The 23301-nt window shown below is 64.4% G+C and carries 21 protein-coding genes; 11 read left to right on the forward strand and 10 right to left on the reverse strand.

All coding sequences use genetic code 11. The annotated features are described in order from the left end of the window. Positions 1-2: 2 nt before the first annotated feature. Entirely contained in the window at positions 3-1292 is a 1290-nt protein-coding gene (locus I6F36_RS24815; protein WP_225133164.1) for an acyl-CoA dehydrogenase family protein, read from the reverse strand. 12 nt (positions 1293-1304) lie between these two features. Beyond that, on the reverse strand, positions 1305-2102 hold the full coding sequence (locus I6F36_RS24820) for an alpha/beta fold hydrolase (RefSeq protein ID WP_225133163.1): 798 nt from the start codon (positions 2100-2102) through the stop codon (positions 1305-1307). Between the two features lie 211 nt (positions 2103-2313). Between I6F36_RS24820 and I6F36_RS24825 the strand changes: the two genes are divergently transcribed. From I6F36_RS24825 to I6F36_RS24835, 3 genes are all read left to right on the forward strand, one after another. Then, entirely contained in the window at positions 2314-3075 is a 762-nt protein-coding gene (locus I6F36_RS24825; RefSeq protein WP_225133162.1) for an SDR family NAD(P)-dependent oxidoreductase, read from the forward strand. A 43-nt stretch (positions 3076-3118) separates the two neighbouring features. Further along, positions 3119-3955: an enoyl-CoA hydratase family protein gene (locus I6F36_RS24830; RefSeq protein WP_225172398.1), complete on the forward strand. Its 837-nt coding sequence runs from the start codon at positions 3119-3121 to the stop codon at positions 3953-3955. A gap of 308 nt (positions 3956-4263) precedes the next feature. Then, entirely contained in the window at positions 4264-5514 is a 1251-nt protein-coding gene (locus I6F36_RS24835; RefSeq protein WP_225133160.1) for a flavin-dependent oxidoreductase, read from the forward strand. 109 nt (positions 5515-5623) lie between these two features. Here the strand turns inward: I6F36_RS24835 and I6F36_RS24840 are convergent, their stop codons facing one another. Next, entirely contained in the window at positions 5624-6079 is a 456-nt protein-coding gene (locus I6F36_RS24840; protein ID WP_225133159.1) for a cupin domain-containing protein, read from the reverse strand. Positions 6080-6109: 30 nt separating this feature from the next. Continuing rightward, positions 6110-7285, reverse strand: coding sequence for an ABC transporter substrate-binding protein (locus I6F36_RS24845; protein WP_225172399.1), 1176 nt, complete (start codon positions 7283-7285; stop codon positions 6110-6112). A gap of 250 nt (positions 7286-7535) precedes the next feature. Between I6F36_RS24845 and I6F36_RS24850 the strand changes: the two genes are divergently transcribed. From I6F36_RS24850 to I6F36_RS24860, 3 genes are all read left to right on the forward strand, one after another. Next, positions 7536-8054 carry a MarR family winged helix-turn-helix transcriptional regulator gene (locus I6F36_RS24850; protein WP_225130381.1) on the forward strand — a complete coding sequence of 173 codons (519 nt, stop codon included), beginning with the start codon at positions 7536-7538 and terminating at the stop codon, positions 8052-8054. Positions 8055-8198: 144 nt separating this feature from the next. Further along, positions 8199-9890 (forward strand): benzoate-CoA ligase family protein, encoded by a 1692-nt coding sequence (locus I6F36_RS24855; protein WP_225133158.1) that lies wholly within the window; start codon positions 8199-8201, stop codon positions 9888-9890. Positions 9891-9905: 15 nt separating this feature from the next. Then, positions 9906-10370: a RidA family protein gene (locus I6F36_RS24860; protein ID WP_192893131.1), complete on the forward strand. Its 465-nt coding sequence runs from the start codon at positions 9906-9908 to the stop codon at positions 10368-10370. Between the two features lie 12 nt (positions 10371-10382). On the opposite strand, the gene I6F36_RS24865 is transcribed toward I6F36_RS24860, so the two are convergent. Beyond that, a complete protein-coding gene (locus tag I6F36_RS24865) occupies positions 10383-11111 on the reverse strand; it encodes a CBS domain-containing protein (RefSeq protein ID WP_225133157.1) in 729 nt (242 codons plus the stop codon). Between the two features lie 205 nt (positions 11112-11316). Here I6F36_RS24865 and I6F36_RS24870 point away from each other — a divergent pair, with 205 nt between their 5' ends. After that, positions 11317-13143 (forward strand): alpha/beta hydrolase, encoded by a 1827-nt coding sequence (locus I6F36_RS24870; RefSeq protein ID WP_225133156.1) that lies wholly within the window; start codon positions 11317-11319, stop codon positions 13141-13143. On the opposite strand, the gene I6F36_RS24875 is transcribed toward I6F36_RS24870, so the two are convergent. The 3 genes from I6F36_RS24875 to I6F36_RS24885 are packed head-to-tail and all read right to left on the reverse strand — an operon-like array spanning position 13140 to position 16671. Beyond that, positions 13140-14126 carry a CHAD domain-containing protein gene (locus tag I6F36_RS24875; RefSeq protein WP_225133155.1) on the reverse strand — a complete coding sequence of 329 codons (987 nt, stop codon included), beginning with the start codon at positions 14124-14126 and terminating at the stop codon, positions 13140-13142. The genes I6F36_RS24870 and I6F36_RS24875 overlap by 4 nt on opposite strands. Then, on the reverse strand, positions 14126-15664 hold the full coding sequence (locus I6F36_RS24880) for a bifunctional aminoglycoside phosphotransferase/ATP-binding protein (RefSeq protein WP_225133396.1): 1539 nt from the start codon (positions 15662-15664) through the stop codon (positions 14126-14128). The genes I6F36_RS24875 and I6F36_RS24880 overlap by 1 nt, the downstream gene beginning before the upstream one ends. A gap of 23 nt (positions 15665-15687) precedes the next feature. Beyond that, positions 15688-16671, reverse strand: coding sequence for a zinc-dependent alcohol dehydrogenase family protein (locus I6F36_RS24885; RefSeq protein ID WP_225133154.1), 984 nt, complete (start codon positions 16669-16671; stop codon positions 15688-15690). A gap of 178 nt (positions 16672-16849) precedes the next feature. On the opposite strand from I6F36_RS24885, the gene I6F36_RS24890 reads away from it, so the two are divergent. Continuing rightward, complete coding sequence (locus tag I6F36_RS24890) at positions 16850-17683, forward strand: universal stress protein (RefSeq protein ID WP_225172400.1); 834 nt, start codon at positions 16850-16852, stop codon at positions 17681-17683. 64 nt (positions 17684-17747) lie between these two features. Next, complete coding sequence (locus tag I6F36_RS24895) at positions 17748-20441, forward strand: bifunctional acetate--CoA ligase family protein/GNAT family N-acetyltransferase (RefSeq protein WP_225172401.1); 2694 nt, start codon at positions 17748-17750, stop codon at positions 20439-20441. A 9-nt stretch (positions 20442-20450) separates the two neighbouring features. Here the strand turns inward: I6F36_RS24895 and I6F36_RS24900 are convergent, their stop codons facing one another. After that, positions 20451-20939, reverse strand: a complete 489-nt coding sequence (locus I6F36_RS24900) for a phage holin family protein (protein WP_036007507.1) — start codon at positions 20937-20939, stop codon at positions 20451-20453. Further along, positions 20940-21215: a hypothetical protein gene (locus I6F36_RS24905; RefSeq protein WP_036007505.1), complete on the reverse strand. Its 276-nt coding sequence runs from the start codon at positions 21213-21215 to the stop codon at positions 20940-20942. A gap of 177 nt (positions 21216-21392) precedes the next feature. Between I6F36_RS24905 and I6F36_RS24910 the strand changes: the two genes are divergently transcribed. After that, the gene (locus tag I6F36_RS24910) at positions 21393-22529 is read left to right on the forward strand and encodes an ABC transporter permease (protein WP_225133150.1); all 1137 of its coding nucleotides are present in this window, start codon (positions 21393-21395) and stop codon (positions 22527-22529) included. 2 nt (positions 22530-22531) lie between these two features. After that, positions 22532-23299, forward strand: a complete 768-nt coding sequence (locus tag I6F36_RS24915; protein WP_225133149.1) for an ABC transporter ATP-binding protein — start codon at positions 22532-22534, stop codon at positions 23297-23299. Positions 23300-23301: the final 2 nt, after the last annotated feature.

Consider the following 23301-nt stretch of genomic DNA (forward strand, 5'->3'; position numbering starts at 1 on the left):
GGTCAGTCGTCCGTTTCACCGGCCTCGTACAGCGCTTCGCGCCCGATCCGGTCGAGGCAGAGCTCAGCGGTCCAGGGCAGCATCAGCGAGCCGCAGCGGCTGTCCCGATAGATCCGCTCCAGCGGCAGCGAGCGAAGCATGGCCTGACCGCCGCAGGTGCGGATCGCGAGCGTGGCGAGCTCATTGGCGCCCTCCATCACCGAATATTGCGCGGCGTAGGCGCGCAGCACCTGCTCCTTGCCCGGATTGGCGCGCGCCTCGGTCACGGCCTGGAACCAGATCGTCTTGATCTGCTCCAGCCTGATCTGCATCTGCGCCACCGCGATCTGCTTGGTCGGGTACATCCGCCGCTTGACCGACGGCATGCCCGGGACCTCGCCGCGCAAGTAACGCACGGTGAAGTCGTAGGCGGCTTGCGCCAGGCCCATATAGGTCGGCGACAGCGTCAGGAACATGTGCGGCCAGCGCTGAGCTGCCTGGAAATACACGCCGCGCGGCATCAGCGCCGAATCTTCCGGAACGAACACGTCCTTGAACAGCAGCGTCCGCGAGACCGTGCCGCGCATGCCCAGCGGATCCCATTCACCGACGACCGAGACGCCTTCTGATTTGGCTGATATCGCCAGGTAAAGCGTATTGCGGCGCGACGCCTTCTCGCCTTGCTCGATCTCGGTGCAAAGCACGCCGTAATAGTCGGCGTGGCCCGAGAGCGATGCAAAGATCTTCTTGCCGTTGACGATCCAGCCACCCGCGACCGGCCTTGCTTCGGTGCCAAAAGCAACGCCGCCCGCAGCGGCAGCTCCACCTTCGGAGAAGGGTTGCGAATAGATCGCCCCGTCCTCGACGATCCGCTTGTAGTGAACCGCGCGCCGCCGCTCGTGCTCGGCACGGGTGTCCGCGTCCATGTCCAGATCGTCGGCGAGCGGACCCGACCACAGGGTCGAGCAGACATGCATGTTCCAGGTCAGCGCGGTGGCGCCGCAATAGCGGCCGATCTCGGCCGCCGCCAAGGCATAGGTCTGGTAATTGGCACCCAGGCCGCCGTGCCTCTTGGGCACGGCGATGCCGAGCAGGCCGACGCGATGCAAATCGCGGTAATTTTCAGTCGGGAAAGTCGCCTCACGATCGTAAGTGGCGGCGCGACCGGCGAACACGGTCTGGCCGATCTCTCTCGCGCGGCTGATGATGCCGGCCTGCTCGTCGTTCAAGCGGAATGCAGTGGGATCGAAGATCGGCGCATCCAGCGCGACCTTGTCGGTCGCGCCAATCGTCTTGCTGACTTGCATGGTCATCGCGCAGTTACCTTAGACTTTGGTCGCGAGAGAGTTCAGGAACCGGCCGAGAGCTTCGTCGAAAGCCTCGGGGCGTTCGAGATTGGCGAGATGGCCGACGCCAGGCAGCTCGACATATTCGGCCCCCGGGATATAGGTCGCCGTCTTTGCCATCATCGGCGCGGGCGCGTTGTTGTCTTTTGAGCCGGACAGCAACAGCGTGGGAACGGAGATATTTCCGAGCGTGCTGCGTTGATCGAAGCCGATGAGAGCCAGCATCATGGCGCGATAGCTCGCTTCGGGCACGCTCCCCATGCATTCGCGGGCAACCTCCATCCCGTTCGGATCGGGATCGTCGCCGACGAGCTCCTTCACCAGGGAGGGGGCCAGCGACTTCATCGTCTCCCCGCGATCAAGCGGTCCCAGTCGCGCTGCGATGAATGATTTCTGCCAGTCGCCGTCCGCCTTTCCGAACGCAGGGCTGGTCTGCGCCAGCACGACTGCGCGTGCCAGCTTGGGGGACTGAACCAGCCACTTCTGAACGATCATGCCGCCGATGGAATGGCCGACCAGAACAGGCCTACTGACGCCGAGTTGCGCGATGAATTGCTGCAGCGCCTCCGCCAGGGCAGCGATACTGACGCTCGCAAGCGGCGCCGATCCTCCATAACCGGGCATGTCCCATGCGATCGCGCGGAAGCGGTCGCCAAATGTCGCAAGCTGCCGCCGCCAGGCCCGCGCCGCGCCGCCGATGCCGTGCAGGAAGATCAGCGGTATCGCGTCCGGATCGCCCGCGGCTTCGTAGGCGAAGCGTCCGTCCTTTGTTATCATTGGCACAGGCTGCGACACGCGACATCCTTCTGCTGGGCCCCTCGATGCTAACAGGCCTTTCGAGGATGGAAAGCGATAATTTTATACTTAAAGCAATTTTCGGGCCGTCGCTCATGCTGCATCATTCCCCGACCAAGCGCCGCTTTCGTTGCAAAAACTTGAAGGTTAAAATATATCGAACACTGGTCACGATATCCGAGGGAGCCAGCGCATGTCCGGATTGCCGCATTCGCCGCACGCGCTGGTCACCGGAGGCGGGCGCGGCATCGGCCGCGCGATCGCGTCCGCTCTCGTCGGCGCCGGTGCGACCGTGACCGTGCTTGGCCGGAACGCGGCGGTTCTCGACGAGGCGGTCAATGCAGGCGCCGCGCACTTTGCGGCTGTCGCTGATGTCTCGAACGAAGCGTCTCTGAAAGCCGCGATCGCCGGGGCAAGTGCGCGCAAGCCGATCGACATCCTGATTGCCAACTCGGGCAGCGCTGAATCGGCGCCGTTCGCGAAATCGGACAGCGCGCTCTTCAGCCGGATGATGGATGTCAATTTCATGGGCGTCGTGCATGCCGTCCAGGCCGTGCTGCCGGGCATGAAGGATCGTCCCTACGGGCGCATCGTCGCGGTAGCGTCCACCGCAGGCCTCAAGGGCTACGCCTATGTCAGCGCGTATGCAGCGGCCAAGCACGCCGTGATTGGCCTGGTGCGTTCCCTTGCTCTCGAGATGGCCGGAAGCAACGTCACGGTGAACGCGGTGTGTCCCGGTTTCACCGACACCGACCTCGTCGCGGGGAGCATCGACAACATCATGAAGAAAACAGGCCGAACCCGCGAGCAGGCAATCGCCGAGCTCGCGAAGCACAATCCGCAAGGACGCCTAGTCACGCCTCAGGAGGTCGCAGACGCAGTTCTCTGGCTGTGCGGCGAGGGCGCGAGCTCGATCACCGGACAGGCGATTGCGGTGGCCGGTGGCGAAGTCTAGCCTGCCGGGCACTGGCACGGAACAAGAAAGCCAAGGAGATCCTATGAGCAGACCAGCCAATCCTGTCACCGTGCCGCTTGCGGATTACTCGCCGCAGCACTTCCTGCTGGCGGTGGTCGACGGCGTTGCGACGGTCACGCTCAACCGCCCCGAACGAAAGAATCCGCTGACGTTCGAGAGCTATCGGGAGCTGACCGACTTCTTCCGCGCCTGCGCCTTCGACGACGCGGTCAAGTCCATCGTCGTGACGGGTGCCGGCGGCAATTTCTCGTCCGGCGGCGACGTGTTCGAGATCATCGGCCCGCTGGTGAAGATGGACACCAAGGGTCTGACCGCCTTCACGCGCATGACCGGCGACCTCGTCAAGGCGATGCGGGCCTGTCCGCAGCCGATCGTAGCCGCGGTCGAAGGTATCTGTGCCGGGGCCGGAGCGATAATCGCGATGGCGTCTGATATGCGCCTTGCGGCGAGCGGGGCCAAGGTGGCGTTCCTGTTCAACAAGGTGGGGCTGGCTGGTTGCGACATGGGTGCTTGCGCCATCCTGCCGCGCATCATCGGGCAGTCCCGCGCCTCCGAGCTGCTCTACACCGGCCGGTTCATGACGGCGGAAGAGGGCGAGCGCTGGGGCTTCTTCAGCCGTATCGTCACCCCGGAGCAGGTGCTGCCCCAGGCGCAGGTTCTGGCCAAGCAGGTCGCGGAAGGCCCGACCTTCGCCAACACCATGACCAAGCGGATGCTGGCTATGGAATGGGCGATGTCCGTCGAGGAGGCGATCGAGGCAGAGGCCGTGGCTCAAGCCCTGTGCATGACAACGGCGGATTTCGAGCGCGCCTTCGAGGCTTTCGCCAGCAAGGTCAAACCGGTCTTCAGGGGCGACTGAGCCGGTCGTAATTATCTGCAGCCAATCCAGCGAGGGGGGGACTTGCGGGGGATTATTTTAGGTTTAAAATAATTTCATTGCCGCCTGCGTGAGATGAAGCTCGCCAATCGCGCGATGATGTCGCCGATGCGCATGTATTCGGGTTCCGCGACAGCGTGCGCGACCGGCAGGATCTCCAGGAGCTGAGAATTAAGGCTAAGCCCAAGACCCGGGCCGAGCTCAAGACGGAGGCGACAAAGCCGCTTGCGGCGGAGTGACCGCCCGTGCGACGTTAACCCATTGCCTGCGGTTCGAGTGGAGTTAGGGCGATGAAGGCGATTATCGTCGGTGGCGGTATCGGTGGTCTCACGACGGCTTTGATGTTCCGCTCGCGCGGCCTGGATTGCGAGATCTTCGAGCAGGCCGACACCATTCGCGAGCTCGGCGTCGGCATCAACACGCTGCCGCACGCGATGCGGGAGTTGGCCGGCCTCGGCCTGTTGCAGAAGCTCGACGAGGTCGCGATCCGCACCGATCAGCTCTATTATCTCAACCGCCACGGCCAGGAGGTCTGGCGCGAAGCTCGCGGCATCGACGCCGGCCACGATGTGCCGCAATTCTCGATCCATCGCGGGCGCCTTCAGGGCGTCATCCATCGTGCAGTCGAGGAGCGGTTGGGCCGCGAGGCGATCCACACCGGCTGCCGGCTCGGCGCCTTCTCGCAGGACGAGGGCGGCGTCACCGCTTACTTCTTCGATCGCGCCGGCGCCCATGTCCACACCGCGCGCGGCGATATCCTGATCGGCGCCGACGGCATTCACTCGCGCGTCCGCGAGACGCTGTTTCCGAACGAAGGGCCGCCGTGCTGGAACGGCCTCATGCTGTGGCGCGGTGCGCGCGACTGGCCGCTGTTTCTCACCGGCAAATCGATGATCGTGGCCGGCGGTCTCAATGCCAAGGTGGTGATCTATCCGATCGCGGAAGGATCGAGCCCGGCGAGCCGCCTGACCAATTGGGCGGTGCTGGTGAAGGTGGGCGAGGGCAACGCGCCGCCACCGCGGAAGGAAGACTGGTCGCGGCCGGGCCGCCGCGAAGAGCTGATGCCGCATGTGGCTCGCTTCTCGGTGCCCTATATCGACGTGAAGAGCCTGATCTCGGCAACGCCCGAATTCTACGAATATCCGACCTGCGATCGCGATCCCTTGCCCTATTGGTCATTGGGCCGGGTCACGCTGCTCGGCGATGCCGCGCATCCGATGTATCCGGTTGGATCGAACGGCGCCTCGCAGGCCATTCTCGACGCGCGCTGTCTTGCGGATGTGCTGGTGCGCGCCGAACACCCGCGTCAGGCCTTGCTCGAATACGAGAAGAAGCGTCTGCCGATGACGGCCGAAATCGTCCGCTCCAACCGGCGCGGCGGGCCAGAGGGCGTTATCGACGCCGTCGAGCAGCTCGCGCCCGACGGCTTCGACAATGTCGACAACGTCCTAAGCTATTCCCAGCGCGAGGCCATCGTGCGCGGCTATGCCACCAAGGCAGGTTTCGCCGCGGTGCCCGGACTCGCGGCGGTGCGCGCCTGAAGCGCGCCTAAAGCGCGATGCGATTGGGACGAATCGGCATCGCGCTTTAGGGTTATTGTTTGAGCATGATCTTTTCGGAAAACCGCTACGCACTTTTCCGGATCATGCTCTAGCCGCCGGGCGGCGGCGGCAGGAAGTGGATGTTGAACTCGGCGGCCATCGCCACGACGTCCTCGGGCTTCTGCTCCTTCATGTTGTGGAGACCCCAGAACAGGTCGAACAGCTTGCGGCTCGGCGAGACCCAGAACAGCACCTTGGCGGTCTGCTCCGACTTGTTGAAGATGCCGTGCGGCACGCCCATGCCGAGGCGGATCAGGTCGCCTGCACTGGCCTGCGCCTCCGAATTGCCCAGCATGAAATCGAGCTTGCCCTCCAGCATATAGAGATACTCATCCTGGTCGGGGTGAATGTGCGGCGGCACGAAGGTGCCCGGCGGTAGCGTCGCGTGCCAGGAGAAGCTGTTCTCCGCGTAGCTCTTCGGCACGTAGGTCTGGCCGAGGATGTTCCAGGAAATGCCGTGGATTCCTTCATTGGCCCGCGTGATGCCGGTGATTTCGCTCTTCATTGCAGTCCTCCCGTAACGCAATACACGGCCTTAGTTCGCCGCCTTGCAGTCCTTGGCATAGCGGTCGCCATAATTCTCGAACACCTTCTGCACGATCTCAGTCTGGAACTTGCCGTCCGGACGCTTGGCGACCTTGGTCAGGTAGAAATCCTGGATCGGATAATTGTTGTTGTTGAACTTGAAGGCCCCGCGCAGCGAGGTGAAGTCGGCCTTCTTCAACGCGGCGCCAACGGCCTCCTTGTTGGAGAGATTGCCCTTCACGGCCTTGACTGCGCTGTCGATCAGCATCGCGGCATCATAGGCCTGGAAGGCGTAGGTGCCGGGAACGCTGTTGTAGGCGGCCTCATAGGCGGCAACGAACTTCTTGTTCTGGGGATTGTCGAGATTGGGCGCCCAGTTCGCGCCACCGAACATGCCCACCGCCGCATCCTGCTGTGCCGGCAGGGTCGATTCATCGACCGTGAAGGCCGAGAGCACCGGAATAGTATCGGCGAGCCCGGCCTGCCGGTACTGCTTGACGAGATTGACGCCGAGGCCGCCCGGCATGAATGTGAACAGTGCATCGGGCTTCTGCGAGGAAATCTTGGAGAGCTCCGGCTGGAAATCCAACGTGTTCAGCGGCATGTAGGACTCTTCGACGATCTCGCCCTTGTAGTCCAGCTTGAAGCCCGCCACCGAATCCTTGCCAGCCTGATAGTTCGGCATCATCAGGTACATCCGCTTGTAGCCGCGGTCCTGCGCGACCTTGCCGAGGATCTCGTGCACCTGATCGTTCTGATACGAGGTCACATAGAAGAACGGGTTGCAATCCTTGCCGGCGAAGGTCGACGGACCGGCATTGGGGCTGATCAGGAAGGTTTTCGACTCCGTGATGGGCCGGTGGATGGCCTGCAGGATGTTGGAGAAGATCGGCCCGACCACGAAGTCGACCTTCTCACGTTCCAGAAGGCCCTTCACCTTGGTCACCGCAGCATCCGGCTTCAGCTCATCGTCGACGACGACGACCTCGACATCGCGGCCACCCATCTTGCTGCCGAGATCCTTCACGGCGAGGGCGAAGCCGTCGCGAACCTGCTGGCCCAGCGCTGCGGCGGGCCCCGATAGGGTCACGATCACACCCAGCTTGATTTTTTCCTGGGCGAGGGCAGGGGTCACCACGGTGCCGAGTAGCATCGCAGCTGCGGCCAAGGTTATTTTCGTCTTCATGATCTGTCCCTCGTGACGATTGGCTTGCGCTGCAAGCCACGTACTCCAATCCAAAGCTTATGCCGATGACGGCGGCCGCGGCAAGCCGAGCGCGGGGCGTCGCATCCTGCGAGCAGCGATGCATGCAAGCTGCGCGCCAATTATTTGAAGCCTAAAGAAATTGGCGTGCGGTCGATTGTTGCAGCTTTGGACTTGCGGCCGGCTCGGATTTATTTGAAGCTCAAAACGTTGGGGGAATCCGCCCGCGCCAATGCCGGCCGTGAGTGACTGCATCGACATGCTCGATTCCGAGACCAAGGCCGTCGAAACACCGGAGGACCACGCCGAAGAGCTTCGGCTGTGGCTGCGGCTCTTGACGTGCACGACGCTGATCGAGGGGGAGGTGCGCGGCCGGCTGCGGCAGCGGTTCGACGTCACGTTGCCGCGTTTCGACCTGATGGCACAGCTCGACAAGGCACCTGACGGCATGACCCTGTCAGATGTCTCCAAGCGCATGATGGTCTCGAACGGCAATGTGACCGGGCTCGTGGAGCGCCTGGTGGAATCAGGCCATCTCGACCGGCGGACCTCAGACACCGATCGCCGCGTCCAGGTGATCCGGCTGACCAAGCTCGGGCGTGCCGAGTTCCGCAGGATGGCCGCCGAGCACGAGACCTGGATCGCCGATCTGTTCGCCGATCTCTCCCCGAAGGATGTGCGCGAATTGATGCGCCTCCTCGCCAAGACCAAGGCGTCCGCGCAGAAATCGGCCGCCCGCCGCCGGCCGTAGCCTGCGGGCGCGACAGCCCGACACCCTTTGCCGCATGAAAAAACACGGGATGCCCAAAATCCCCTATTGCGCCGAATTGTTTTAAGCCTAAAATGTTTTCCAGATCGTGCTGCCGGGTGCAATCCATGCTGAAAGGAGCGTGCGATGGCCAACGCCGCCAAGATTCAAGGGACGGGCTCGTCTGACGGCAGCGCCGCGACGGCCCATGTCGATACGTTCGCGCGGCAACATCTGCCGCCGCGCGAGCTCTGGCCCGAATTCATCTTCACGCGGCCGGAGCTGAACTATCCGCCGCGACTGAACTGCGTCAGCTATTTCCTCGATCGCTGGGTCGAGCAGGGCCATGGCGATGCCCCTTGCGTCATCAGCCCGGCCGTCAGCTACACCTATCGCGAGCTGCAGGCGCTGGTGAACCGCATCGCCAATGTGCTGGTTGGCAAGCTCGGCCTCGTCACCGGCGGGCGTGTGCTGCTGCGCTCGGCCAACAATCCGATGATGGTTGCGACTTATCTCGCGGTGATCAAGGCCGGCGGAATCTGCGTGGCGACGATGCCGCTGCTGCGCGCCAAGGAGCTGTCCTATCCGATCCAGAAGGCGGAGATCACGCTGGCGCTATGCGATGGAAAGCTCGCCGAGGAGATGGAGAAGGCGAAGGCTGCGGCACCGGGCCTCGAGCGGGCCGTCTATTGGGGCAATGGCGCGGCGGATTCGCTCGAAGCGCTGATCGCCGATGCCAGTCCGGAGTTCGAGGCGGTCGATACCGCCGCCGACGACATCTGCCTGATCGCCTTCACCTCGGGCACGACCGGCGATCCCAAGGGCACCATGCATTTCCACCGCGACATGCTCGCGGTCTGTGACGGCTATGCGCGCAACAATCTGCGCGCCGAGCAAAACGATCGCTTTATCGGCTCGGCGCCGCTCGCCTTCACCTTCGGCTTCGGCGGCGTGCTGTTTCCGATGCATATCGGCGCCTCCTTCGTTGTACTGGAGAAGACGACGCCGGACGACATTCTGAATGCGATCGAGCAGTACAAGACCACGGTCTGCTTCACGGCGCCGACCGCATACCGTGCCATGCTTGGCAAGCTCGCAGGCCGCGACATTTCTTCGCTCCGCAAATGCGTGTCTGCGGGCGAGACCCTTCCCAAGCCAACATTCGATGCCTGGCTTAAGGCCACCGGGATCAAGCTGATGGACGGCATCGGCTCGACCGAGATGCTGCACATCTTCATCAGCGCGACCGAGGACGAGATCCGCCCCGGCGCCACCGGCAAGCCCGTGCCGGGCTATGAAGCCAAGATCGTCGATGATGAAGGCCGGGACGTGCCGCCGGGAACGATGGGCCGTCTAGCCGTGCGCGGGCCGACGGGCTGCCGCTACCTGGCCGACGAGCGGCAGCGGAAATACGTCCAGAACGGCTGGAACATCACCGGCGACACCTATTTGATGGATAGCGACGGCTATTTCTGGTACCAGTCGCGCTCCGACGACATGATCGTGTCGGCTGGCTACAACATCGCAGGAACCGACGTCGAAGCGGCACTGCTCACGCATCCGGCGGTCGCCGAGTGCGGTGTGGTTGGCGCGCCGGACGAGGCGCGGGGCATGATCGTCAAAGCCTATGTCATTGCCGCGCCCGGCGTGACCCCTGACGCTCAGCTGGTGGCCGAGTTGCAGGAGCACGTCAAACGCGAGATCGCGCCGTATAAATATCCGCGCGCCATCGAGTTCGTCGCGCAATTGCCGAAAACCGAGACCGGCAAGCTGAAGCGCTTTGCCCTGCGGCAGCTGGCGCAGGCTGCAGTGACGTCCTCAGGCGTCGCCGCGGAATGAGAGAAGGATAGAGAATTGTCTGTGACGACGCCGAAAAGCCCGCAACTCGCGGTCCTGCCGACCGCAGCCGAGGATGGAACGCGCACCAAGGCGCAGATCCTGCAGCCGTCAGGCTGGCCGCTGCCGAAGGGCTATGCCAACGGCATGGCTGCCGAAGGACGCATCGTCGTCACCGGCGGGGTGATCGGTTGGGACGCCGAGGAGCGTCTCGCCGACGGCTTCGTCGCGCAGGTGCGCCAGACCCTGGACAACATCGCAGCGATCCTGGCCGAGGCCGGTGCCCGGCCCGAGCACCTCGTGCGCTTGACCTGGTACGTCGTCGACATGGACGAGTATCTGGCCAATCTGAAGGAGCTCGGCAGGATCTACCGCGACGTCTTCGGAACGCACTATCCAGCGATGGCCTTGGTTCAGGTCGTCCGCCTCGTCGAGAAGGCGGCGCGCGTCGAGATCGAAGCCACCGCCGTCATTCCGAGCTGAACTCCGCGGCAATCAGCTCGCTTTGGCGAGCTCGTCGTCTTCGGGCGAGTTGAGATAGACGCCGGATATGGTGTCGACCCAGCAGAGATGATCGTGCACCTTCTTCACGCCCTCGACGTTCTCCGCGGCGACGATCGCGGCCTGCCGTGCCCGCTCTTCGGTGATGACGCCGCTGAGATGAACGATACCGTCGCGCACGATGACGTTCAGCCCGAACGGGCACCAGTCGTTATTCTCCATGGTGTCGATGATGCGGCTGCGAATGTGGTCGTCGTCCGCGGTCGGATCCGGCACTTCGCGGGCGAGCCCGGCCACGGCCTGTAACAGGTTGGCGCGGGACACGATTCCGACGACCTTGTCGCCGCGCACCACCGGCAGCCGCTTGACATTGTTTCGCTCCATGAGGTCGACGATCTCCGCAAGCGCCGTATCCTCGGTGATGGTCACGGGCGAGTCGGTCATCACTTCCGAGATCTTGCGGCCGTGCTCATGGACGAAGTCGCTGGCGGATTTGCCCGGACCGAGGATGAACCGCAGCCAGCGCCCGCGCTTGCGCCCGGTGCCGATCTCGCTGCGGCGGATGAAATCTCCTTCCGACACCACGCCCACCAGCTTGCCGGTAGCGTCGACCACCGTGAGGCCGCTCACATGTCGCTTCAGCATGATATTAGCCGCCTCGACGATGCTGGTGTCGGGGGTAACCGAGATGACCGACCGGGTCATGATCTGGTGGGCGCGCATGGACAACTCCGCTGGCATGTCAATTTCAACGGACAAAGCCTAGTGAGTCCATCGGGGTGCGGTTTGACTCAGGTCAAGCGGACAAAGCTTGCCTTGATTGACCGATTTTGATCCGTGCCGCGATTTGATGCAGCTCAACGCGCGGCGGAAGCGTCGCCATATCCTGCCGCAGGCGTAGAACGGAAGCCCGCAGGAACAATGAGCCATGAGCGTCGTGAAGATCTTCCCGCGGGCCGAAGCGCCGCTGCAAGCTCCCGCTACCAGGCCGGCTGCCGGGATTCACGAAAGGGTCGCAGGCACGCCGGCTGACTGCACTTGCCCGCAAACAACGGATTCGTATCCACTCGATCGCGCGTTTCATGCCATGCTGGCGCGGTTCACGGGCGGAATCTCGCCTGTGGCCTTGTCGCTCGCCTGGCTCGATTGGGGCGCGCATCTTGCGGCGGCGCCTCAGCACCAGATGGAGCTCTCCCGCAATATCTTCCGCGACTCAGGCCGCTTCCTGGAAGCTGCCGCTCACGCGACATCCAAAGAACCATGGTCCGTCATTCGGCCGCAGGCGCGGGATCGCCGCTTCAAGGACCGGCAATGGGAAGCCGCGCCGTTCAATCTGCTTGCGCAGGCGTTTCTGCTCACCGAGCGCTGGTGGCACGATGCCACGACCGGCATACGCGGCGTGTCGCACGCAAATGAGGGCATCGTCGAGTTCTCGATGCGCCAGATGCTCGACATGCTGGCGCCCTCGAACTTCGCCGCCACCAATCCGCAGGTGCTGGAAAAAGCGTTCCAAAGCGGCGGGGAGAACTTCGTGTTCGGCTGGCAGAACTGGTGCAGCGACCTGATGCGCCTGCTCTCCGGCTCGAAGCTGGCCGGCGAGGATCAGTTCGTCGTTGGCAAGACGGTGGCGGCTTCGCCCGGCAAGGTCGTCTACCGCAACAGCCTGATCGAGCTGATCCAGTACCATCCGACGACTGCGCAGGTGCGGCCGGAGCCGATTCTGATCGTGCCGGCCTGGATCATGAAGTACTACATCCTCGATCTGTCGCCGCAGAATTCCCTGGTCAAATACCTGACCGCTCAGGGCTTCACCGTCTTCGCGATCTCCTGGCGCAATCCGGATGCGAACGATCGGGATGTTGCCTTCGACGACTACCGCAAGCTGGGCGTGATGGCCGCGCTGGACATGATCGGGCAGATCGTGCCGGGCCGGAAGATCCATGCGCTCGGCTATTGCCTTGGCGGGACGTTGCTGTCGATAGCCGCGGCGGCCATGGCGCGGGACGGCGATAGCCGTCTCGGCACCGTCACGCTTCTCGCGGCGCAAACCGATTTCACCGAGGCCGGCGAATTAACGCTGTTCATCAACGAGAGCCAGGTTGCCTTTCTCGAAGACATGATGTGGCAGCGCGGCTATCTCGACACGACACAGATGGCGGGCGCGTTCCAGCTCCTGCGCTCCAACGAGCTGATCTGGTCGCGGCTCTCGCGTGATTATCTGATGGGCGACGGCTCGCCACCGAGCGACCTGATGGCCTGGAATGCCGACGCCACGCGGCTACCCTATCGCATGCACTCGGAGTATCTGCGCAAGCTGTTCCTGAACGACGATCTAGCGGAAGGTCGCTATCGGGTCGAATGCCGGAGCGTCTCGCTGTCCGACATTCATACCCCGATGTTCGTGGTCGGCACGCTCGCCGATCACGTGGCGCCCTGGCGATCCGTCTACAAGATCCATTATCAGGTCGATGCCGACGTGACGTTCCTGTTGACCAGCGGCGGTCACAATGCCGGTGTCGTGGCGCCTCCGCAGGAGGAGGGCCACTTCTATCAGGTGCTGACCAAGGCTGCCGATGCGCCTTATGTCGGTGCCGACGAATGGCTGAAGCTGGCGCCGCGCGTCGAGGGCTCATGGTGGCCGGAATGGACCAATTGGCTGGCGGCACGTTCCGGCGCCCCCTGCGATCCGCCGCAGATCGGACTTGGCGACGCCCTCGGCCTGCCGGATGCGCCGGGGGACTACGTCCACACCTAGGCCTCCGGCTCCGATCTCGGCGCGAGATCCGAAGAGCGGAACGGTTTGGCCTTGTCCAATTTGCGATAGGCCGTTGACGCCTTCCGCAACAACTTCTTCTCGCGTTTGCGGTTGAGGAAGCGACGGCTGGCATCGATTCCGGCGCCATTCAACGAGGCCGCCAGTGCCTGTCCGCGCGCATCGTCGTTCAATTGACCGAGCGAGCGTTGTGCCTTGCGCAATTGCTTGAGGATGGACTTCTGTTTCGTCGCCACCCCATCGGCGAACAGATCCGCAAGCGATTCGACCGAGTAGGTCATCCGCTTGTTGAGGAGCCGCAGCTTGTGACGTCTCTCGACATCGAGCTTCTTCAGCTTACGGGCCTTCTTGAGCAGCGTCGTCTCCCACTCGGTCAGCCGCTCCGTCGCATGGTCGGCGAGGGTGCAGCGGCGCAACCGGATCGCTTCCTTGCTGCGGCGGGTCGACCAGGGGCCGCTTTCGATCCACGTTGAGGTTTGCTCGACCAGGCGGCGATACCGCGCCGATTGCAGCGCACGCGCCAGCAGCCGATGGCTCTCCGCGCGTTTCTCGTCCCAGCGCTGAAGCTCGGCGACCACGGCGAGCTCGTCGCTACTCTCTGCGACGATCCGCTCGATGGCCACGTCGAGGTCCCGCACCATGCCGAGCTGACTGTTCAGCCATTTCAGTTCGGCCCAGACTTCCGGTCGCACGTTATCGTCGACCATCGGCGAGAAGAAGCGGATGGCAGTCCGCAGATGCGTCAGTGCGATCCGGATCTGGTGCAGCGCATCCGGATCGCCGCGGCAGGTGCCGTCGTGCTGAGCGATCACCGCGCCGAGGTGTCGGCGGGCGATGATGCGGAAGGCCGTGTCGCAGGCCATGCCGGGGCTGAGGCGGGCGGGCAGGACATTGCGCCGCGTTGCCGGCTTGGCATGCGTATTTGCCGTCGAGCGCGTGGTGGGTCGCGACTTCCTTGCCCGCATCAGTCTGATTGCCTTGTTTGCCCCTCAGCGATGACGTTCCGGCAGTTCTGAAGCGTCTGCTCTTGTGTCCCGGATGCATCGATGGTCGCCCAGCCGACATGGCCGATATTATAGTGCTCCTGCAGCGCGGCAACCTCCGGCGTGGCGTCCGATGCGTCTCCCCGGCGGTTGCCGATGCGCGCTTGCCGGGTTGCAAGGTCTGCGACCAGGAACAGCCCGTTCAACGTCACATTGCACTCGCGCGCCAGCGCCGCGATCGCATCGCGTTCGTCCTCGCGCGCGAATACGCCGTCGACGATCGCCGAATGGCCCTGCGCCAGCACCCGGCGGGCCTGCTGCACCAGCGTGTCATAGGCGCGGGCCGTGACCTCCGGCGTATAGGCTGAAGGCGGCAGGCGGTGGGTGTCCTCGACCCCGAACATCTGCTTGCGGACGAGATCGCTGCGCAGCACGACGGCGCCCGGCTCCGGTGCCACGACCGGCGCGAGCGCGTGCGCCAGGGCGGTCTTTCCGGTGCCGGACAGTCCGCCGACCGCAATCAGACGCGGAGCAGGAGGACGGATCAGCGTCCCGGCGAGGTCGAAATAACGCCGTGCCTGGTCGACGATGCCGGGATCGTCGGAGTGCGGCGGCTTCAGTCGCGCCAGCGCCACCTGGGCGCGGATCGCCGCCCGGATGGACAGGAACAGCGGCAGGGTCGAGAGCGCATCGAGATTGTCGGCCGGAGTCGCGGCGAGATAGCGGTTCAGCACCATGTTTGCCGCGCTCGGCTGGTGGTGCTGCAACAGGTCCATCAGCGTGAATGCGAGATCGTAGAGCACGTCGATCGTCGCCATCTGCACGTCGAACTCGATCGCGTCGAACAGCACGGGGCGATCATCGATCATGACGATGTTTGCCAGATGCAGATCGCCATGGCAGCGGCGCACGAAGCCCCGGCGGCCGCGCTCTGCGAGCAGGGGACGAATACGCAGATAGGCCGCATCCGAAGCCTTCCCGAGTCGCTCGATCGCGTCTGCGCTGAAGTGGCCACCGGCCCGCAGACCATTCGTGTTGCCGTCGATCAGGGCCGGAATGGAGGAGACCCATGCCTTTCCGTCGGCGCGCGTCGCCGCCGCATGCGAAGCGGCGATTGCGTCAGCGGCGGCCGAGGCAAGCTTCGCGTCCAGCGGTCCCGCCTCGGCCAGATGATCCAACGTCCTGCTTTCGTCGAAGCGCGACATGTCGACCGCATACTCGATCGGCCGGCCGGCGCCCTCGACCTTGACCGATCCATCCGGCTCTTCCGTGATCGCCACAACGCCATGATAGATCTGCGGCGCCAGGGGCCGGTTGATCCGGATCTCCTCCTCGCAGGCCGCCTTGCGCTTTTCGAGCGTCGAATAGTCGAGGAAGGGAAACCGGACGGCGCGCTTGATCTTCAGCGCACGCTTTGCGTCCAGGAACACCGAGGCGGCATGCGTGTCGATGCGCATCACGCCGGGATGGTCGGTTAGCATCCGAAAGATGCGCTCCTGAGCCGCCGTGTCATCCTTCATCGAAGCGGACATGGCAAGCACCATCAGGGCGTCAGCACGGCCGCGCCGAGGATCTGGCCATTCCGCAGCATGGTCAGCACCTCATTGGCCTGATCGAGCGGAAACGCCGTCGTCTCGGTCCGCACGCCGGCTTGCGGCGCGACCTTGAGAAAATCGAGGCCATCCTGCCGGGTCAGGTTGGCGACCGAGACCAGCTGCCGTTCCTGCCACAGCAAATCATACGGAAAGCTTGGAATGTCGCTCATGTGGATGCCGGCGCAGACGACGCGACCGCCTTTGCGCACGGCGCGCAACGCCGCCGGGACCAGCTCGCCGGCTGGCGCGTAGATGATCGCGGCGTCGAGCGGCTCGTCGGGCATCTGGTCCGATGACCCCGCCCAGACACAGCCGAGACGGCGGGCAAGATCTTGTGCAGCGGCATCGCCGGCCCGCGTGAATGCATGGACGGAGCGTCCCTGCCAAGCCGCGACTTGCGCAATGATGTGGCCGGCCGCGCCGAAGCCATAGAGACCGAGCCTCTCGGCGGGACCAGCCAGGACCAGCGAGCGCCAGCCGATCAGCCCCGCGCAGAGGAGGGGCGCAGTCTCGACGTCGCTGCCGGCCTCGCCGAGCGGAAAGGCGTAACGTGCGTCGGCGATGGTGTGGGTCGCGTAGCCGCCGTCGCGCGTGTAGCCGGTGAACAGCGGTGCATCACAGAGGTTTTCCATACCCTCGCGGCAGAAGCGGCATTTTCCGCAGGTGAAGCCGAGCCAGGGAATGCCGACCCGGTCACCAGGCGCATGTGTCGTCACATTCGCACCGATGAGGTCGACCCGGCCGACGATCTCGTGGCCAGGCACGATCGGATAGCGGATGCCGGGCAGCTCGGCATCGACGAGATGAAGATCGGTCCGGCATACACCACAGGCGCTGATCTTCACCCGGATCTGACCCTCGCCCGGCATCGGGTCGGACCGCTCCTCCATCCGGAGCCGCGCTCGTGGGGCCGGCAACACCATCGCACGCATGTCTGTCTCCGGGGCGAACCGCTCCGACTGAAGTATCCATAGAACGACCGAGTGACCAGTCCTTGACGTCAGTCAACGCCTGTTTCCCGGGCTGATCGGACGGAGTTTCCCCCGGTCTTGACGCGGATCAAGGGTCTCGACGACAGCCCGCCTATCATGGTGGCTCAGGAGAATTCCGATGCCCATCAAGGATGTGTTTCTGCCCCTTGTCGGCCAGCCGCGCGGGCCAGCGCTGGTTGCGATCGAGAAATGCGTTTCTGTCGCCGCCGATCTCGGCGCCAGGATCACCGCGCTCGCGCTCGAGGAAGATGTTTTCGAGCGACCGAAGGTGATGCTGCCTGACGATCGCGAATTTGCGCAGGCCAGCCTCGAGGCGAGCGACATGCAGCAGCTGCTGAATGCCTTCACCGATGCGGCTTGCTGCGCCAACGTCCGCGCCCAGAGCCGGTCGGGGAAGGTGCCTGCGGATCAGATCGGAGCGATCCTGGCCGAGCACGCCCGCTTCAGCGACCTCGCGCTGGTTCCCGTGAAACCGCATGACAGTCGAACGGAGACCATCGTGGAGGCGTTGTTGTTCGAATCCGGCCGGCCGCTTCTGCTCTGTCCCGAACATCGCGCCGACGAGCTCAGGCCCGAGTTCGAGAACGTCGTGATTGCCTGGGATCATTCTGCACGGGCCGCGCGTGCGGTCGGCGATGCGTTGCCTGTCCTTCAGGCTGCCAGTTCGGTTCGTGTGCTGACCGTGGCGGAGGACAAGACGGACGCGGTCGTCCAGTCCGGAACATCACTCGTCGACCATTTGCGGGAACACGGCGTCTTTGCCTCGTTCGAAACCACGAAGGGGGGCGGCCGCTCGACCGGCAAAGTATTGGGAAGCTGGGCGAATTCCCATGGCATCGATGCCGTCGTGATGGGCGCCTACCATCATTCGCGCCTGAACGAGATCGTGTGGGGCGGTGTGACAAAGACCGTCATTGGCCAGCCACCATGCTGGGTTATGATCTCGCACTAGGCGTCTTCTTCCAGCCGGATCGTCCAATCATCGGAACCGCCGCTGGCGCGGCGCATTTGTTTTCATGTCGACTTATCGTCTGAACAACCTGCTGTCGCCGCGCTCGGTTGCGCTCGTCGGCGCGAGCGCGCGTCCGGCGTCCGTTGGACGCGCGGTCCTGGAAAACATTCGGAAAGCGGGATTCAAGGGGCGGTTTGGCCTCGTCAATCCGCGCCACGCCGAGATCGGCGGCCTCGCCGCGGTGAAGAGCCTGGACAGGCTGGACTTCGTGCCCGAGCTCGTCGTCGTCACCGCGCCCGCGGGCGAGATTCCAGGCATCGTCGAGCAGGCCGGCCGTCGCGGATCTGCGGGTGCGCTGATCGTCTCGGCCGGTCTCGGCCAGGGACCGGGATCGCTGCACGAGGCGACCAGCGCTGCCGCCCGCAAACACGGCATGCGGCTGATCGGGCCGAACTGCCTCGGCATCATGATGCCCGGCGTCAGCCTGAATGCCAGTTTCGCCGCGCACATGCCGGGGGCCGGCAACCTCGCGCTGATCTCGCAATCGGGTGCCATTGCCGCCGGCATGGTGGATTGGGCCGCGCAGCGCGGCGTCGGCTTCTCCGGCATCGTCTCGATCGGCGATCAGATCGACGTCGACATTGCCGATTTGCTCGACCATTTCGCGATGGATCACAAGACCCGCGCGATCCTGCTCTACATCGAGGCGATCAAGGACGCGCGCAAGTTCATGTCGGCGGCGCGCGCCGCCGCGCGGGTGAAGCCCGTCGTCGTGGTGAAGTCCGGCCGCATGGCGCAGGGTGCGAAGGCCGCTGCCACGCATACCGGGGCGCTCGCCGGTGCCGACGCCGTCTATGACGCGGCGTTCCGCCGCGCGGGCGTGCTGCGGGTGTCCGACCTGCGCGAGCTGTTCGACTGTGCCGAGACACTCGGCCGCGTCGAATCGCCGACCGGAAAGCGTCTCGCCATCCTGACCAACGGTGGTGGCATCGGCGTCCTCGCCGTCGATCGATTGGTCGAGCTCGGCGGTATTCCGGCAACCATCTCGACTGACGCGCGCAGGAAGCTTGATGCGGCGCTGCCGCCGACCTGGTCCGGTGCAAACCCCGTCGACATCGTGGGCGACGCCGACGCTGCGCGTTACGCAGCGGCGCTGGAGGAACTGCTGGCCGATCGCGACAACGACGCAGTCCTCGTCCTCAACGTGCAGACCGCGATCGCATCGGCCGCCGAGATCGCCAAGACCGTGACGGAGCTCGTGGCCAAGTATCGCGAGCAGCACCGGCGATGGGCAAAGCCCGTGCTGGCGGCCTGGGTCGGCGCCGATCAGCACATCATCCAGGCACTCTCCAGCGCCGGCGTGCCGAACTATCCGACCGAGGACGACGCCGTGCGCGGCTTCATGCATCTGGTCCGACACCGCGAAGTGGTGGAGGAGCTGACCCAGGTGCCTCCCGCGATGCCCGATACGTTCGTTCCGGATGCCAGCGGGGCGAGAGAGATCGTCACAGCCGCGATCGCGGATGGCCGCCAGTGGCTCGAACCCGTCGAGATCAAGCACCTGCTCGAAGCCTACGATATCGCGATGGTGCCGACCTATGCGGCAGCAGATGTCGAGCAGGCGGTGACCTATGCAAAGGATATCTTCGCGCAAGGCGGCACCGTCGTGCTGAAGATCATGTCGCGGGACATCACCCACAAATCCGATGTCGGCGGCGTCGTGCTCAATCTGACGACCCCGGAGGCCGTGCGTGCGGCGGCGACGGACATTCTTGCGCGAGCGCGGAAATTGCGGCCCGAGGCCCGCATCGGCGGCGTCATCGTCCAGGCCATGGTCGTCAAGGCAAAGGCGCGCGAGCTGATCCTCGGCCTTGCCGACGATCCGACCTTCGGCACGGTGGTGGTTTTCGGCCGCGGCGGCACGGCGGTGGAGATCATCAACGACAAGGCGCTGGCGCTGCCGCCGCTCGACCTGCAACTGGCCCGCGATCTGATCGACCGCACGCGCGTGTCGCGGCTGCTGAAGGCCTATCGGGACGTGCCGGCGGTCAAGCACGACGCCGTCGCGATGGTGCTGGTCAAGCAGGCGCAGATGGCGGCCGACATTCCCGAGATCCGCGAATTCGACATCAACCCGCTGCTGGCGGACGAAACCGGCGTGACCGCGGTGGATGCCCGCGTCGCGGTCGGACCGCCGCAGCGGAAGTTCGCCGGCTCCGGTCCGGCCAATTTCGCCGTTCGCGCCTATCCGTCGCAATGGGAGCGCCGCCTCAAGCTCAAGGAGGACTGGCGCATCCTCGTGCGGCCCATGCGCCCCGAGGACGAGCCGACCATCCACGAATTCCTGCGTCACGTCACGGCGCACGACCTTCGCCTGCGCTTCTTCGCCCCGATGAAGGAGTTCACCCACGAATTCATCGCACGCCTGACCCAGCTCGACTATGCGCGCGCGATGGCCTTCATCGCATTCGAGGAGGCCAGCGGCGAAATGGTCGGCGTGGTCCGGCTCCATTCCGACTCGATCTACGAGACCGGCGAATACGCGATCCTGCTGCGGTCCGACCTCAAGGGCAGGGGGCTCGGCTGGGCCCTCATGCAGCTGATCATCGACTACGCGCGGTCGGAAGGATTGAAGACCATATCGGGCGACGTGCTGCAGGAGAACACCGTCATGCTCGACATGTGCCGGCAGCTCGGCTTCGAGGTCAAGCCGGACCCGGCCGAGCCTGAAATCTGCGACGTCAGGCTCAAGCTCTGAGCGTGTCGGCTACGATTGCGCCTCGGCCGAACTGGCATCATTGGACGACCTGGCCGTCGTCCGCAGAGTCTTGATGATGATCGCGATCAGCGGCAGCAGCACCGGCACGATCGTGCTCAGCGGATGATGCACCGCGCCCGACACCTGGGCCTGGAGCGCACGCGCCTCGAGCTGGAGGGCTTCGATGGAGGTGTCGTGAATTTCGTTGGCGAGCTCGATGTCACGCCCCGACGGAGCGCGGCCGGCGATCAGGAAGAGAGCGGCCGCGATGACGAAATTGACGGCGCCGAGGATGGCAGCCGCGGTAATCGCGCTCCAGATCTGCACCAGTGCGAAATAGGCCGACAGCTCCAGCATCAGCAGCCCGAACGCGGCGATCAGCGCCGCGAAGGCACGCAGGCCGAGGCCGATCAGCAAATGGCGCAGCCTGATGTCGGCGATGATCCTGTCGGTGCGCCACAGCACGCGCAGATGTTTGACGACATTCTCGGTATTCACCTAGTGTCTCCTCAGCATGAAGCCGACAACCACGCCCAGCGCGAAGGCAGAGGCGAGCGATGTGATTGGACGCTCCGCAACGAGGCCCTGGAGCGTCTCCCTCTCCTGTTCGACGGTCTCGCCGAGCTCGGCGAGTGCGGCCCTGATCTGATCGGCGAGCGCATCAGTGCGAGCTTTCGAGCTCTCGAACATCTCCTCGCCGGCGGTGCTCAACAGGTGCGTGACGTCGACCTTCAGCGTGCGCAATTCCTCGCTCATCCTGTCACTGTCGAACATGGATTTGGTGTCCTCATTAAATTCAAACGAGCCTAAGACCAGCCCGTGCGATCGCGCTTGATTTGCGTCAAGAGGCGGAGCCCGTTCGGGGTCTTGAGACAAGTCAATCCGGCCGCCACATGCTGGCCTAGAAATGCCTGCTGAATGGGGACCGATTGTCCCGATGAGGTGGAAAGCGTGAACCACGAACCGCTGCTGCACGCGACGCCGTCCGGCGACGTGCTGAAATTGCGCCCCGAGGGGCCCTGGACCGCCGCGAACGTGGTGACGCTCGAGACCTTGTCCCGCTCGGTCGGGGCCGACGTCGATCGTTCGCGCGCCGTATCCTTGGACATGTCGGGGATCAGCGCGCTCGATACGCTCGGCGCCTGGGTCCTGGAGAAGCTGTCGCGCAGGGCCGCCTCGTCAGGCAGGCCAGCCGAATTCGTCGGCGTCGCCGATCATTTCAGCGGGCTGATGGACGAGGTGCGCCAGGTCAACCGCCGCACGCCGGCTCCGGCGGCCGCGCCCAATCCAGTTCTGGCGCGGCTGGGTGATCTCGGCAAGTCCACGGTCGGGGCGCGGGAGGACATCACGATCTTCCTCCAGATGCTCGGCGCCTTGTTCATGGCCGTCATCGGCGTGCTGCGCCGGCCGCGTTCGCTGCGGCTGACCTCTCTGGTGTATCAGCTCTACCGCATCGGGTGGCAGGCGATCCCCATCGTCACGCTGATCACCTTCCTGATTGGCGCCATCATCGCGCAGCAGGGCTTCTTCCACTTCCGTAGATTCGGCGCGGAATCATACACGGTCGACATGGTCGGCATCCTGGTGCTGCGCGAGCTCGGCGTGCTGATCGTCGCCATCATGGTCGCGGGACGGTCGGGGAGCGCCTACACGGCCGAGCTCGGCTCGATGAAGATGCGCGAGGAGATCGACGCACTCTCGACCATGGGGCTCGATCCGGTCGACGTCCTGATCCTGCCGCGCGTTGCGGCCCTGGTCGTTGCGCTGCCCATCCTCACCTTCATCGGATCGATCGCCGCGCTCTATGGCGGCGGGCTGGTCGCGCAGTTCTATGGCGACATGGGGCCGGCGATCTACATCGCGCGCCTGCACGAGGCCATTTCCGTCGCACATTTCGAAGTGGGCATCCTGAAGGCGCCGTTCATGGCGCTGGTGATCGGGATCGTGGCCTGCAGCGAGGGATTGCGCGTCAAGGGCAGCGCGGAGTCGCTGGGGCGGCAGACCACGACGTCGGTGGTGAAATCGATCTTCCTGGTGATCGTGCTCGACGGCCTGTTCGCCGTGTTCTTTGCCTCGATCGGAATGTGACGATGGACGGACCACAAGACGAGTTCGCCATCCGCGTCCGTGACCTCGTGGTCGGCTTCGGCCGTCAAACCGTGCTCGACCATTTGTCGCTCGACGTCCGCCGCGGCGAGATCCTCGGGCTGGTGGGCGCATCCGGCGGCGGAAAGTCGGTCTTGATGCGGACCATCATCGGCCTTATCCCGCGCCGGAGCGGGACCATCGAGGTCATGGGACAAGCCGGCGGAAGCCACGGCCGCGGCGCTGCGATGGCATGGGGCATCCTGTTTCAGCAGGGCGCGCTGTTCTCCTCGCTGACGGTGCGCCAGAACGTCCAGTTTCCCTTGCGCGAAAATCTCGTCCTGTCGCAGGAGCTGATGGACGAGATCGCGATTGCCAAGCTCGAAATGGTCGGTCTGCGTGCGGAGGACGCCGACAAATATCCGGCGGAGCTGTCCGGCGGCATGACCAAGCGCGTGGCGCTGGCGCGCGCGCTCGCGCTCGATCCGCCAATCCTGTTCCTGGACGAGCCGACCTCGGGCCTCGATCCCATCGCCGCCGGCGAGTTCGACGCGCTGATCAAGACGCTGCAAAGGACGCTTGAGCTCACCGTGTTCATGGTGACCCATGACCTTGCGAGCCTGACCACGGTCTGCGATCGCGTCGCCGCGCTCGCCGACGGCAAGATCGTGGCGATCGGCCCGATGCGCGAATTGCTGCAATCCGAGCATCCCTGGGTGCGCGCCTATTTCCACGGCAAGCGCTCGCAGATGCTGCAACACGAGATGAGATGAGA

The organism is Bradyrhizobium sp. BRP19 (genome assembly GCF_020194195.1).
Lineage (GTDB): Bacteria > Pseudomonadota > Alphaproteobacteria > Rhizobiales > Xanthobacteraceae > Bradyrhizobium > Bradyrhizobium yuanmingense.

Coding starts and splice junctions, on each gene's coding strand:
- I6F36_RS24815 (WP_225133164.1), bottom strand. CDS start 1,292: ATGACCATGCAAGTCAGCAAGACGATTGGCGCGACCGACAAGGTCGCG.
- I6F36_RS24820 (WP_225133163.1), bottom strand. CDS start 2,102: ATGATAACAAAGGACGGACGCTTCGCCTACGAAGCCGCGGGCGATCCG.
- I6F36_RS24825 (WP_225133162.1), top strand. CDS start 2,314: ATGTCCGGATTGCCGCATTCGCCGCACGCGCTGGTCACCGGAGGCGGG.
- I6F36_RS24830 (WP_225172398.1), top strand. CDS start 3,119: ATGAGCAGACCAGCCAATCCTGTCACCGTGCCGCTTGCGGATTACTCG.
- I6F36_RS24835 (WP_225133160.1), top strand. CDS start 4,264: ATGAAGGCGATTATCGTCGGTGGCGGTATCGGTGGTCTCACGACGGCT.
- I6F36_RS24840 (WP_225133159.1), bottom strand. CDS start 6,079: ATGAAGAGCGAAATCACCGGCATCACGCGGGCCAATGAAGGAATCCAC.
- I6F36_RS24845 (WP_225172399.1), bottom strand. CDS start 7,285: ATGAAGACGAAAATAACCTTGGCCGCAGCTGCGATGCTACTCGGCACC.
- I6F36_RS24850 (WP_225130381.1), top strand. CDS start 7,536: ATGCCGGCCGTGAGTGACTGCATCGACATGCTCGATTCCGAGACCAAG.
- I6F36_RS24855 (WP_225133158.1), top strand. CDS start 8,199: ATGGCCAACGCCGCCAAGATTCAAGGGACGGGCTCGTCTGACGGCAGC.
- I6F36_RS24865 (WP_225133157.1), bottom strand. CDS start 11,111: ATGCGCGCCCACCAGATCATGACCCGGTCGGTCATCTCGGTTACCCCC.
- I6F36_RS24870 (WP_225133156.1), top strand. CDS start 11,317: ATGAGCGTCGTGAAGATCTTCCCGCGGGCCGAAGCGCCGCTGCAAGCT.
- I6F36_RS24875 (WP_225133155.1), bottom strand. CDS start 14,126: ATGCGGGCAAGGAAGTCGCGACCCACCACGCGCTCGACGGCAAATACG.
- I6F36_RS24880 (WP_225133396.1), bottom strand. CDS start 15,664: ATGAAGGATGACACGGCGGCTCAGGAGCGCATCTTTCGGATGCTAACC.
- I6F36_RS24885 (WP_225133154.1), bottom strand. CDS start 16,671: ATGCGTGCGATGGTGTTGCCGGCCCCACGAGCGCGGCTCCGGATGGAG.
- I6F36_RS24890 (WP_225172400.1), top strand. CDS start 16,850: ATGCCCATCAAGGATGTGTTTCTGCCCCTTGTCGGCCAGCCGCGCGGG.
- I6F36_RS24895 (WP_225172401.1), top strand. CDS start 17,748: ATGTCGACTTATCGTCTGAACAACCTGCTGTCGCCGCGCTCGGTTGCG.
- I6F36_RS24905 (WP_036007505.1), bottom strand. CDS start 21,215: ATGTTCGACAGTGACAGGATGAGCGAGGAATTGCGCACGCTGAAGGTC.
- I6F36_RS24915 (WP_225133149.1), top strand. CDS start 22,532: ATGGACGGACCACAAGACGAGTTCGCCATCCGCGTCCGTGACCTCGTG.